Origin of the sequence: Ferruginibacter paludis (genome assembly GCF_030409685.1) — a bacterium.
Lineage (GTDB): Bacteria > Bacteroidota > Bacteroidia > Chitinophagales > Chitinophagaceae > Ferruginibacter > Ferruginibacter paludis.
The window spans coordinates 708,026-721,537 of record NZ_JAUFQJ010000004.1 but is presented as its reverse complement, the minus strand read 5'-3'; the positions used below and the strand labels follow the sequence as shown (position 1 = coordinate 721,537).

Sequence of the window (13,512 nt, the reverse complement as noted above, 5' to 3'; positions counted from 1 at the left end):
AAAATCGAAAAAAATCAGACCGGGCATCAAAAAATCTGACATCACTTATACTCGTATTCAAAATATCCCAGCAAATCGCCTTCTTTTGAAAAACATTTTTCAATTATTTTCAGTCCGTCATTGTATATGTACTTCCAGGTGTAGTAATTGCGGTTAACGCCCTCATCCACTGACACCATTTGAGTTACATGGTTAGCATTATCATATTCAAAAGTAAAATCAGGTAACAGCTTACCTAATACCACATTGAATTTTACAATATCAGTCAGCCTGTTTTTAGTGTCGTAATAATAATAATAATGACGCCCGTTTTTTCCCGGTTCAATCTCATCGGTTACATTGCCATTTGCATCCAGTATAAAATCAACCAGCACGGAATCTTTATTATTCTTTATTCGCAGCATTTGTACTGGCTGCTTCTTGTCATTGTATCTATATTGATGAACTTCCTGCAGGGCAGTATTAAAATCTTCATCGGCCGAGTGAGAGTTGGAAACAATCGTAAAAATGGTGCCATCCGGGTTGTAAGTATACACAGATGTAGCGACAGTAATCTCAGAACTGTCTGTTGATTGTATCAGCTGCCCCAGTTCATTGTAATTCGTGGTAAGCAACGATTTTCCGGTGGTGTAACTGCGGGTGTAGGTTTCCATCTTGCGAAAATTTTTGCTTATTTGCTTTTCACAAAAAAATCCTTCACTGGGTGTTTTATCCGCTTCAAAGCTATGCACTATGATTGTTCTGATTTTTTGTTGCTGTAACACTGCCTTTTCACTCTGCGCCTGCTGGTTGCTTACCAGGTCTTTGTAATAATATTGGCTTATTGCCTGGAAAGCAATGCCCGTGAGCAATACAAAAATAAATCCTGTTCTTTTGATCATGTATTCAATTTAAAGCCGTAAAAGTAAGCTATTAAATTTTTTTTACCGGCCCCTTATTTACTCCATCGCTATCACCATTCATTTTTTGAGTATTTTTAACAAAATTTATTCACGACAACAAGTTATCATTGAATCAACGGCAGCGGCGTTTATTGTCTCACACAGAGATTGTTGTTAATCCGCTTTAATAATTTTTTCAGTTTATTTTTAATTACAGTATGCCACACAACGCTGCATTTGACCGGTTGGTAAATATCATGAATGACTTAAGGGAGAAATGTCCCTGGGATAAAAAGCAAACCATCCAAACCCTTCGCCAGCTTACTATAGAAGAAACCTATGAACTCACTGATGCCATAACAGACAATGACTGGAAAGGCATAAAGGAAGAGCTGGGAGATATATTATTGCACATTGTTTTTTACGCAAAGATTGGTGCCGAACAAAACCAGTTTACGCTGGATGAAGTAATTAACGGTGTGTGTGAAAAACTCATTTTCAGGCACCCGCATATTTATGGTGATGTATTGGTAAATGATGAAGAAGATGTAAAGCGTAACTGGGAAAAATTGAAATTAAAAGAAGGAAAAAAATCAGTACTTAGCGGTGTACCAAAAGCCTTACCTGCCACAACCAAAGCCATGCGTTTGCAGGAAAAAGCAAAACAGGTTGGCTTTGAATGGGAAAACAAAGAACAGGTTTGGGAAAAGGTAGAAGAAGAAAAGAAAGAATTGTTTGAAGCCATTGCATCCGGCAACCGTGAAGATATGGAAGATGAATTGGGCGATGTATTTTTTTCATTGATAAACTTTGCAAGGTTTTTGCAGTTAGATGCAGAAAATGCCCTGGAGCGAACCAACAAAAAATTTATATATCGCTTTACCAAAATGGAGGAGGCTGCAGGTAACGAAGGAAGAACCTTGCAGGACATGACACTGGAAGAAATGGATGCCCTTTGGAACAAAATAAAGAAACAATAATCATCATTTTTATCTGCTGCAATGGCAGTAAATTAAATTGTACTTGCAAAAAGAAAACTCCTTTAAAACGCGTTTATTCAAAAATGCCTATTTGCTGATAACAGCAGCCTGGCTGCTGACCATATCTTTTATCATAGATAATTACTGGTCGGGCAGTGCTTCGCCTGAAGCATTCAAAAAAAAGATTGGAGCTTACATTTCACGGCAGGAAAATGATTTTGACGCTTTTGCAAAAGATACTGCCGACGTTCGTAAACTGGGAGATAAAACATACAGCGAAAGTTTACTCCAACGGCTGGCTGGTAAAAAATACTTTGTGTTTATCCTGGAAAAAGATACCAGCGACAGCTACAATTTGTTGTTCTGGAATACACAGGTTATAGATCCCACTGCCCAGGTAATTAATATGCAGGGGCAAAGCGGGTTTATTCAATTTCCCAACGGCTATTATGTGTGGCGAAAAAAAGTAACAGGTGATGTTACCACCCTGGCCTTGATTCCCGTAAAATGGAATTACGCCATCACGAACGAATATCTTGTCAATTCATTTGTTATCGAAAACCAGCTGGGTAATAAATACAGCATTTCAAACGAGCCAAACAGCAATTCAATAAAGAGTAAGGAGGGGGTCTTTCTTTTTTCCCTGGTACAAAATGCGGAGATTACCATACCACAAAATACCTTGCTGGCATCCATTTTCAGGCTGCTGGCTGCATTGGTTATTTTGCTGATGGCCCACCTGATGGCCACTTACCTGGTTAAAAGGAATTTTTACCAGGGAAGCATTTTTTTAATAGCGTTTATATTAATTGTAAGGGGCGCCAGTTACTTTTTGCCAATACCTTTAAACCTGCGCCAGTTCGAATTGTTTGATCCGGCCATTTATGGCAGCAGTGCAATATCCCGTTCATTGGGCGATCTGCTTATCAATGCCTTGTTATTTATTTGGGTTATTCTTTTTGTAAGATTTTATATTCAGGAAAAAAATATCATTATAAAAACAACACAGCCAGTTATAAAATGGGTGGCTGTTATTTTGGGCGTGGTTGTATTACTGGGCAGTACGCTGGTATGCGGTCACATTATTTTTTCCATGGTGGCCGATTCGCAGATTTCGTTTGATGTCATCAACTTTTTTACCTTAAACATATCCAGCGTTGTATACAGCATTGTTGGTTTTGTAGTGCTGGGGTGTGTTTGCATCGGTTATTTCTTTTTATCGCAGGTAATTATTTATTTAATCCAGCCACTGTTGCCAAAAAATATTTTAGTGATGCTGGTGTATGTTACGGTTATTGGCCTGGCGGTTTTAAGCTTTCGTACCAATCATCCCAATATTATTTTTGAATTGTACCTGCTGATTTGGTTACTGGTTTACCTGCTGTTGCTGAACAATGACCAATTGTTTCTGCTGGCTTCACAAATCATTTCTTCCCGTTTTATATTCTGGCTGTTCTTCTTCTCGTTGTCTATCTCTGCAATTATTATTATTCAAAATGATAAAAAAGAATTGGAGCAAAGAAAGTATTATGCTGAAACACTTGCCTCAAAGGCAGACCCCGCGAGTGAGCATTTGATGAATACCGTGCTTACCGACTTTAGAAATGAAGCACTTGCACCCCTATTCGATTTATTTAAACTTGAAGATAAAAACAAGACGATAAAGGATAGTTTACTGAGTGGTAATTTTAGTGGTTACCTTAATAAATATGATACCCATATTTTTACCTTTGATGATAAAGAAAAGCCGCTGTACAACCAGGATTCTACGAACTATAATACATTAAACACCATTTTAAAAACCCAGGGAAAATCGACAGCGATTCCTAATTTGTTTTATTATGATGTATCGTTTGATAGGTTTACCTACATTAGTAAAATAGACGTTACCGATACCGCAAAGAAAATACTGGGCTATGTATTTATTCTGGCCACGCCAAAAAAATATAAAACAGATGCTCTGTATCCGGAGTTGTTTTTAAGGGGATACAATAACTCTATAGAAAATTCAGCGGTGTATTCGTATGCTATCTATAACAAACTACAACTTATAAACAATCACAATGATTATGCCTTTCCCTGGCAGCTAACGCCCGACCAGGTACCCAGGACAGATTTCGCCACTTACAGGCGACAGGGTTATTATGAACTGTGGTATAAGGCCGGCGCCGATAAAGTGGTGATCATTGCTAAAGAAGATAATTTTTTTATAGAATCCATCACTTTATTCAGCTACCTTTTTTGCGCTTTTCTTTTTGTTACAGGTATTTTCTGGTTCTTTAATGCCCTTGTTCGTTCCCGTTTACGGTGGAGTAAAATGCGTACGCATTGGCAAATGAGTATCCGTAACCAGGTTCATGCCACCATTATATTTATCAGCCTGCTTTCGTTTATAGTGGTAGGCGTATCAACCATTTTGTTTTTTATAAACCGCTATCATAATAACAACCGCGAAAAACTTAGCCGCACTATTCACGTGATGCAAAATGAAGTACGCAATTCGATCAGTGACCTGATCATGTTTGATGATGTTATAAAAATATCCGATGATGTTTTTAAGGCGAGCCTTGAAAAAACCATCGCACGCATCTCCGAAGTGCATGCGGTAGATGTAAACATCTACGATCTCAAAGGCAACCTGAAAGTGTCTTCACTGCCACTGCCTTACAATAAAGGCATTGTGGGCAGCAAGATGGATCCGGTGGCTTACTATCATTTAAACCGCTTAAAGGAAATACAGTTTTTTAAAGAAGAGGCCATTGGCAGTTTATCTTATCTCAGTAACTACGTTCCTGTAATTGATGAAACGGGTAAAGAATATGTTTATCTAAACATCCCATATTTTACGTCGCAATCCAAACTGCGCCAGGAAATATCCAACTTTTTGGTGGCCATCATTAACCTCAATGCCTTTATATTTTTGATTGCAGGGATAGTGGCTTTTTTCATCACCAATCGCATTACCCGTTCATTTTCTTTTATCAGTAATAAGATGAAGGAGGTAAACCTGGGTAAAGAGAATGCAGCCATCCGGTGGAAACGAAATGATGAAATTGGTGAGCTGGTAAAGGAATACAATAAGATGGTGGCCAAACTCAACAGCAGTGCCGCGGCCCTTGCTAAAAGCGAAAGGGAAGGAGCCTGGAGGGAAATGGCCAGGCAGGTAGCGCACGAAATTAAGAATCCGCTTACACCAATGAAACTGAGTTTACAATACCTGCAAAAAGCGATTGATAATAATACCGGCAATGTAAATGCCCTGAGTCGCAGTGTGGCAACAACACTGGTGGAACAAATTGATCACCTGAGCCAGATAGCCGGGCAGTTTTCTCAGTTCGCCAATATCGGTAATCCTAAAAACGAAATTTTTGATTTGAATGAATCACTCAAGATGACCATACAGTTGCATTCTCTGGAAGAAAATACTGCACTTGAATGGCAGCCGGTAAAAGAGACCGTACTGGTGAATGCAGATAAAACGCATATCAACAGGCTGTTTACCAACCTCATTCAAAACGCCATGCAGGCAGTGCCCGAAGATAGAAATGTGCACATACAAATTAATGAATCCCTGCAGGATCATCATATACTGATTACCATCCGCGACAATGGTAATGGTATTCGGGAAGAGGTACGGTCGAAAATATTTACCCCTAATTTCACTACCAAAACTTCGGGTACCGGCCTGGGCCTGGCTATGTGCAAAGGCATTGTTGAACAAAGCAAAGGAGACATCTGGTTTGAAACCAAAGAAGGCGAGGGCACTATGTTTTATGTAAAGCTGCCAGTTGTAAATGGTGATGGAGTAGCTTAAAACTAAAGCTTGTAAGCAATAGAATGGATTAACAGGGACTTGTAGGCCCGTTCAATTGCTTACTGCTACCATCCTGTTGGTAACGTTGCTAATTTCTGCCTGCCGTTTTCTTTTTCAATAAAAATGCTTCCAGCTCCTGCAAACTGAAACTGCTTAAATTTTTTTCTTTACTCACCATGGCTTTTTGTGCAGCCAGCACGCCGTATTGAATATCGTCAAAGCCATCCAGCGAGTGTGCGTCGGGATCGATGGAAATCAGTACATTCTTTTCCAGTGCATACTCAATGTGCCGCCAATCGATATCCAGACGGCTTGGGTGCGCATTCAGCTCTATTACTACATTATTGGCGGCACAGGCATCAATAATTTTTTTATGGTCAACAGGATAGCCCTTACGGCTTAGTAACAGCCTTCCGGTCATATGTCCCAGGATAGTAGTATACGGATTTTCAATTGCAGTAATCAAACGCAGCATGGCTTTATCCTCACTCATTTTTAAATTGGAGTGTACAGAAGCAATTACCAAATCGAAAGTAGATAGAATGGTATTACTATAATCAAGGCTGCCGTCATTCAGGATATCGCTTTCAATACTTTTAAATATTTTAAACGGTGCCAGCTGCTGATTCAGCTGGTCTATATACAAATGCTGCTCTTTAATCCGTTCTTCCTGTAGCCCGTTGGCGTAAAAGGCGCTTTTGCTGTGATCGCTGATCACCAGGTACTCATAACTTTTCACAATAGCAGCTTTTGCCATCTCTTCAATCGTATAACCTCCATCGCTCCAGTTACTGTGACTATGTATAATTCCTTTGATATCTTTTACCTGTAATAATGGTGGCAGCGCAGCTTGCTTTGCCTTGTCAATAACGTGTGTAAACTCTCTTTGAAATGGTGGTATATAATGGATGCCCGCACTTGTAAAAACAGCTTCCTCATTTTCACATTCCGCATAATTTATTGACTCAAATTGTCGTGAAAATGTGGTGGCAAATTCATCACTGCAACTGTTTAAAAATACCTGTTGCATAAAGGGGGTTTTGTCACAGCCATACACCCTTATTTTTATACCAACTGCTGCCTGATATAACAGGTCGTATTGGTTGTCTTCAATCAGTTCAAAGTCGTTAACCGATGCTAATTTATTTTTGATGTTATCAGTTGTATCATCAATTACCAATTGCAGTTCATGTATAATTTCCAGCTGTCTTGTATAGGCTCCGGTGAAGGCAATTTTATTTGTTAAAAATATTTTTTCAAAAAATGTTTTTACCTCATTTGCTATCAAATTTATTTGAGAAAAAAGAAAACTGCCTTTGCTTTTTAGATAAAATTCGATTGTCTCAATAACATTGTGTTGTGTTTTTTCGCCAAAACCTTTGAATAATTTTAAGCGGTTTTCTTTACAGGCATACAATAATTCACCCACGCTTTCTATCTCCATCTCTTTCCAGATGGTAGCAATTTTTTTTGGACCGATGCCTTTTATGTTTAATAATTCCATTACACCGGGCGGTGTTTTTTCAATGATTTCATCGAGTGATTTAAGCTGCCCGGTCGTTAATATTTCTATTATTTTTTTGCCTGTTGATTCCCCAATTCCTTTGATGGAAAATATTTTTTCATGAGGTGTTTCGCTTAGTTGCACGGGTAGTTTTTCAATGGTAAAAGCAGCCGTTGCATACGACTTTGCTTTAAAACTATTCTCGCCGTGAATGTCACTCAATTTGGCTAAGAGTGAGAAGGAGTCTGCTATCTGGTAATTGTCCATTCAGCAAAAGTAGTGGTAAAATTGATTATTGAATAAAGTAAACGCATTAAAATGAAAGGAGAAAAAACAGAACAATGTATGAAGGGTATACCAACAAAAAGTCCCGGCAACTTGCCAGGACTTTCTTATTAATTTCGCTTTTAAAAAAGTAGTTCTACTTCTTAGCAGCTTTCTTTGCAGGAGCAGCTTTTTTAGGAGCAGCTTTTTTTGCAGGAGCAGCTTTTTTAGCTGGAGCAGCTTTCTTTGCAGGAGCAGCTTTTTTTGCAGGAGCAGCTTTTTTAGGAGCAGCTTTTTTTGCAGGAGCAGCTTTTTTAGGAGCAGCTTTTTTTGCAGTGGCCATGTTTTTAAAATTTAATTGGTTAGTAAATAATACTTAAAAGTAAAAACATTTTTTTACCTGCCAAAAAAAACTTTAATTTTTTTACGCAACTGCCTCAACAGCATTCACTGAAATATAACTTTTATCGCCCTTTCCTTTTTTAAATTCTACCACACCATCAGTTAATGCAAAGATGGTAAAGTCTTTTCCAACACCAACATTTTTACCAGGATGGTACACCGTGCCACGTTGACGAACGATGATGTTTCCTGCAATGGCTGGTTGCCCGCCGTAAATTTTTACACCCAATCTTTTGCTTTGCGAATCGCGGCCGTTCTTAACCGAACCTTCACCTTTTTTATGTGCCATTTTTTTTAATTTTTTGTTTTAAGTTCTATGTTATAATGCTTGAAGTTTAGGTAAGTAGTTTTTGTAAAAAAACTTACAACTTGTTACTTACAACTTATCACTTTTTTATTAAGCAATTTCCGTCACTTTGATGTGCGTGTAGTGCGTACGATGTCCGTGTTTTTTACGGAAGCCTTTTCTTCTTTTCATTTTAAAAGCAATCACTTTATCGCCTTGTATAAGGTCGCTTAAAATTTCTGCTTTAACTACGGCTTTTACGCCGGTGCCAATTGCAAGTGATCCAGCATTATCTGTCAGAAGTACTTCTGAAAATTCTACTTTATCACCGCTTTTACCTTCAATGTGCGGCACATACAGGCTGTCACCTGCTTTAACTTTAAATTGCTGACCAGCTATTTTTACTACTGCTAACATAATACCAAAATTTAGGACGGCAAAGGTAAGGGAAATACAATTAATCCGGCGAAATTATGACAGGGATTTTTACCAAAACGGCTAATATACACCTTTCTGACAGGTTTTTTCGCTGTTTTACAGCATGTATGCTTCAAAAACAGCCTGTTTTCTACTTAAAATAGAAAGGCATTATATTCGCTTTCTGATATGCAATATGTAAAAATTTGTTTCAAGGCGGTTTTTTCGGTGTACGGTTTGTTGGTTTTTATCGCCATTATGCTATTGCTTTTTCCCTTTGTTGTGCTGGCTTCTTTTTTCGGTAAAGTAAAAGGTGGTAATATAATATATATGCTGTGCCAGTTATGGGCAGATATTGTTTTTGTATTGTGGGGCATTCGCCATACCAATTATTACGAAGTGCCGCACGACCGCAGCAAGCAATATGTATTTGTATTTAACCACGTATCCTACATGGATATACCCGTTTTAATGATGGCCATCCGCGGACAGCATTTCAGGATTTTGGGAAAAGCAGAAATGGCAAAGGTACCTGTGTTTGGTTTTTTTTACAGGAACGCAGTGGTAATGGTCGACCGTTCGGATGCACAGAAAAGAGCGAAAAGTGTGATGCAGTTAAAGAGTGTAATTAAAAAAGGCATATCAGTTGTTATTGCTCCTGAGGGAACATTTAATATGACGCATCATCCGTTAAAATCATTTTACGATGGCGCATTCAGGGTGGCTATAGAAACACAAACACCCATCAAGCCCATCTTGTTTTTGGATACTTATGATCGCATGAGTTATACATCGGTATGTTCCCTCACGCCAGGAAAATCAAGAGCTGTTTATTTAGAAGAAGTACCTGTGGAGGGGTTAACACTGAAAGATGTAAACAGTCTGAAAGAAAAAGTATACCGGTTAATGGAAGAGAAATTGATTTTTTACAAAGCAGCTTGGATAACAAGACCTGCCGGTACAAAATCAGCAGAAGCAGGTAAGCAATAAATATTGTCCGGGCCGGGAAGCAATGTGGTGCATCATTGGCGTCGTACGCTGGTACAATTGTTTTTGAGGCAGCATTGGCTTCCGGCATGCAGCAACTGCTTTTTTGCAAAAGGCTTAGCGATTGGTAACCTGTTTTGGATTGTAAATGTTGCCGCCTGCGATGTGGCTGAATACCTACACCCGATTGCAGTGGAAAGCCCGGAGTAACCGCGGCAGCGGTTAAGCAGGACTTGGAACGGAAAGCGGGACCACAGGTCAATTGATGATACATGATGGTGTTCAAAATGACATCGTTGGGGATAATTTAAACAAGTGTATTGGATAACAGCAACGAAATAATTTTTGATAGCATAACTGTTGTACAAAAAATAAGTTTGTATGCAGAAGTGATATTGCCGCTGGCGCTGCCAACGACATATACCTATGCAGTACCGGCAATTTTCGCCGACAAAATAAAACCGGGTTGCAGGGTAGAAGTTGTGTTGGGAAAAAACAAACGTTACGCAGGCATCATAAAACTAATTACGCCAGAGGCGCCGGCATATACAACCAAAGAAATCTTAAATGTACTGGACGATGAGCCGGTGCTGTATCCCCAGCAACTGCAGTTATGGAACTGGATGAGTCAATATTATATGTGCAGCGAAGGCGAAGTAATGGCAGCTGCATTACCTGCACATTTTAAATTAAGCAGTGAAACAATCTTATTGTTTAATGAAGATTATGGCGATGATTTCAGCAGTTTAAATAACGAAGAATATTTGGTGGCGGAAGCACTGCTCATAAAAAAACAATTGAACCTTACGGAAGTGCAGCAGGTGCTGGATGTAACACATGTGTACCCGGTAATAAAAAAACTGATTGATAAAAAAGTATGCGTTGTTTGGGAAGCGCTGAGTGAACGGTATAAAAGCAAGAAAGAAAATTTTGTTGTGCTTAATCCGCAATACGATACAGATGCGGCGATGAGTGAACTGCTGAACAACTGGACGAAAGCGCCCAAACAAATGGAGCTGTTGCTGAGCTACCTGCATTTAATAAAAACCACCGGTGAGGTTACACAGGTTGAACTGCTGAAAAAAAGCGGCGCCACAGCGGCCCAGCTGAATGGACTTGCCGAAAAAAAAATTCTGCTGATTGAAAAGCGGACGGTTGACAGAATAAAAGCATTGCCCAAAGCAATGGAAGTGGCGTTTGATTTAAGCGCTGCACAAGAAATCTGTTTACTGGAAGTACAGCAATGTTTTTCAACAAAAAATGTGTGCTTGCTGCATGGTGTAACCAGCAGTGGTAAAACACAGATTTACATCAAACTGATTGAAGCGTATTATAAACAGGAAAAGCAGGTATTATATCTTTTGCCGGAAATAGCTTTAACGGCGCAGATGATACGCCGCCTGCAATTTCATTTTGGTGGTAACATCGCCATCTACCACTCTAAATTTAATAACAATGAAAGGGTAGAGTTGTGGAACAAAATTAAGACTGGCGAAGTGCGGATTGTACTGGGTGCACGCAGCGCCCTGTTTCTGCCATTTAAAGACCTTGGACTGATTGTAGTGGATGAAGAGCACGATCCGTCATTTAAACAGCAGGATCCGGCGCCCAGGTACAATGCAAGAGATGCGGCAGTTTATTACGGCGCTTTATTCAATGCTAAAATATTATTGGGTAGCGCCACGCCTTCTATTGAAACTTATTACAACGCACAGAAAGGCAAATATGGTTTGGTTGAACTGAATGAACGTTTTGGCGGTATCCATTTGCCCACCATAGAAATTATCAATACACGTCAGGTAGCACAAAAAGGTAAAGTAATGCTGTCACCCCAGTTAAAAGAAGCAATTGAAAAAACAGTCGCAGCTGGAAGACAAGTGATCTTGTTTCAAAACCGCAGGGGATATTCTCCCTATTTAATTTGTGGCACCTGCGGTTATTTGCCGCAATGCAAAAACTGCGATGTAACACTAACACTGCATAAGTACTCCAACAAATTGCATTGCCATTATTGCGGCACTACCTACCCTAAAATAACTGCCTGCCCGGCATGCGGTTCTGTTAACTGGATAGAGAAAAATTTTGGTACGGAGAAGATAGAAGAGATGATTGAAGATGAATTTCCTTCTTTGAAAGTTGCCAGGATGGACGTGGATTCGGTAAGAGGTAAATCGGCGCATGATAACCTGATTAAATTATTTGAGCAGCAAAGAATTGATGTGCTGGTAGGCACGCAGATGGTTGTTAAAGGCCTGGATTTTGAAAAGGTAAGCCTGGTGGGCATCCTGGATGCCGATGGCTTGTTGAGCTTTGCCGACTTCAGGGTTAATGAACGGGCCTTTCAGTTGATGGAGCAGGTTAGCGGCCGTGCCGGACGTAAAGAATCGCAGGGCAATGTGTTGATACAGGCCACACAGATCAATCACCCGGTATTACAATTTGTAAAAGAACATGACTATAAAAAATTGTATTCTTTTGAAATCAATAACAGGCAACAATTTTTTTATCCGCCTTTCAGCAGGATTATTGAAATCACCCTGAAGCATAAAGTGAAAGAAGTGGTGGATGAAGCAGCCAATAAATTAGCGGCTGCGCTGCAAAAAAATATGAGCAATTTTGTGGTTGGTCCTGCAGCGCCTGTCGTAGCGAGAATACGCAACCAGTACCTGATGGAGTTATTGATAAAATTGCCGTTGGATACAAAGCAAATTCAGCTGTACAAACAAATCATCCGCAATGAATTTAATTTGCTGCTGGCTGAAAAACAGTTTAAGAGCGTGGTGATGATTGCGGATGTGGATGCAAATTAAAAAGCTAATTTGCAGACACGCCAATTGTTACGTTTTAAACCTTCCTGTATCGCTGGCTCAATTAAATTTGCATCCGTAATCAGCACATCAGATTTGTATGATCAAAGAAAATTTTTCACTTAAACAATTCAACACCTTTGGCATTGATGCATCGGCGCAATATTTTTCAACTTTTAATTCTGTTGAACAGCTGGAAGAATTGCTTGCATTTAAAAAGGATATCAGCAATGCTTCTTTAACTATGCCTTTGATACTGGGTGGCGGAAGTAATATCCTCCTTACCAAAAATGTGGAAGGACTTGTTTTAAAAAATAATCTAAAAGGAATTGAAAAAATTGCGGAAGAGGGAGATGCTGTTTTTATAAAGGCCGGGGCAGGGGAGAACTGGCATCAGCTGGTAATGTACTGCATTAATAATAACCTGGCAGGTATGGAAAATCTTTCGCTGATCCCGGGCAATGTGGGCGCTTCGCCAATGCAGAACATTGGTGCGTACGGAGTAGAACTGAAGGATGTTTTTTATGAACTGGAAGCTTTTCATTTGAATGAAAAACAGACAGTCATATTTGGATTGAATGATTGCAAATTTGGCTACAGGGAAAGTGTATTTAAACGGCAGTTTAAAAACCAATTTGTCATAACCAGCGTTACTTACCGGTTAAGCAAAACACCACATTTTAATACCAGCTACGGTGCCATTGAACAGGAATTACAGGCGATGGGCGTTGAACAATTGAGCATACAAGGTATCTCACAGGCCGTTATCAATATCCGCAGCAGCAAACTGCCGGATCCCAAAGTGATTGGTAATGCCGGAAGTTTTTTCAAAAACCCTGAAATAGATCAGCAACAATTTGAAGTAATTAAACAAACGTTTCCTAACGTAGTGGGCTATGCGCTGGATAATGGAAATGTAAAGCTGGCCGCAGGATGGTTGATAGAACAATGCGGCTGGAAAGGGTATCGCAAAGGCGATGCTGGCTGCCATGCAAAGCAGGCATTGGTGCTGGTAAACTATGGCAATGCAACTGGTGAAGAAATTTTTAAATTAAGTAAGGAAATTATTGAAAGCGTACAGCAAAAATTTGGAGTGTTGTTAGAAAGGGAAGTAAATATTATTTGATATATTAATAATGGAGATTATATTGCACTACACCAAATAAAAGC

10 protein-coding genes are annotated in these 13,512 nt (G+C 39.5%); 5 read left to right on the top strand and 5 right to left on the bottom strand.

Annotated elements, in window-relative coordinates; genetic code table 11:
• Positions 1–41: 41 nt before the first annotated feature.
• Positions 42–881: a hypothetical protein gene (locus QWZ08_RS08670; RefSeq protein ID WP_290336998.1), complete on the bottom strand. Its 840-nt coding sequence runs from the start codon at positions 879–881 to the stop codon at positions 42–44.
• Between the two features lie 218 nt (positions 882–1,099).
• Between QWZ08_RS08670 and mazG the strand changes: the two genes are divergently transcribed.
• On the top strand, positions 1,100–1,861 hold the full coding sequence (gene mazG / locus QWZ08_RS08665) for a nucleoside triphosphate pyrophosphohydrolase (RefSeq protein WP_290336997.1): 762 nt from the start codon (positions 1,100–1,102) through the stop codon (positions 1,859–1,861).
• A 43-nt stretch (positions 1,862–1,904) separates the two neighbouring features.
• Entirely contained in the window at positions 1,905–5,675 is a 3,771-nt protein-coding gene (locus QWZ08_RS08660; RefSeq protein ID WP_290336996.1) for a sensor histidine kinase, read from the top strand.
• A gap of 88 nt (positions 5,676–5,763) precedes the next feature.
• Here the strand turns inward: QWZ08_RS08660 and QWZ08_RS08655 are convergent, their stop codons facing one another.
• The 4 genes from QWZ08_RS08655 to rplU form a co-directional block, all read right to left on the bottom strand.
• Entirely contained in the window at positions 5,764–7,446 is a 1,683-nt protein-coding gene (locus tag QWZ08_RS08655; protein ID WP_290336995.1) for a DNA polymerase/3'-5' exonuclease PolX, read from the bottom strand.
• Positions 7,447–7,600: 154 nt separating this feature from the next.
• The gene (locus QWZ08_RS08650; protein ID WP_290336994.1) at positions 7,601–7,786 is read right to left on the bottom strand and encodes a hypothetical protein; all 186 of its coding nucleotides are present in this window, start codon (positions 7,784–7,786) and stop codon (positions 7,601–7,603) included.
• An 81-nt stretch (positions 7,787–7,867) separates the two neighbouring features.
• The gene (gene rpmA, locus QWZ08_RS08645; RefSeq protein ID WP_290336993.1) at positions 7,868–8,134 is read right to left on the bottom strand and encodes a 50S ribosomal protein L27; all 267 of its coding nucleotides are present in this window, start codon (positions 8,132–8,134) and stop codon (positions 7,868–7,870) included.
• A 108-nt stretch (positions 8,135–8,242) separates the two neighbouring features.
• Complete coding sequence (rplU, locus tag QWZ08_RS08640; protein WP_290336992.1) at positions 8,243–8,548, bottom strand: 50S ribosomal protein L21; 306 nt, start codon at positions 8,546–8,548, stop codon at positions 8,243–8,245.
• A 189-nt stretch (positions 8,549–8,737) separates the two neighbouring features.
• Between rplU and QWZ08_RS08635 the strand changes: the two genes are divergently transcribed.
• From QWZ08_RS08635 to murB, 3 genes are all read left to right on the top strand, one after another.
• Entirely contained in the window at positions 8,738–9,538 is an 801-nt protein-coding gene (locus QWZ08_RS08635) for a lysophospholipid acyltransferase family protein (RefSeq protein WP_290336991.1), read from the top strand.
• A 317-nt stretch (positions 9,539–9,855) separates the two neighbouring features.
• Positions 9,856–12,345, top strand: a complete 2,490-nt coding sequence (gene priA, locus QWZ08_RS08630; RefSeq protein ID WP_290336990.1) for a replication restart helicase PriA — start codon at positions 9,856–9,858, stop codon at positions 12,343–12,345.
• 97 nt (positions 12,346–12,442) lie between these two features.
• Positions 12,443–13,468, top strand: a complete 1,026-nt coding sequence (gene murB / locus QWZ08_RS08625) for a UDP-N-acetylmuramate dehydrogenase (protein WP_290336989.1) — start codon at positions 12,443–12,445, stop codon at positions 13,466–13,468.
• Positions 13,469–13,512: the final 44 nt, after the last annotated feature.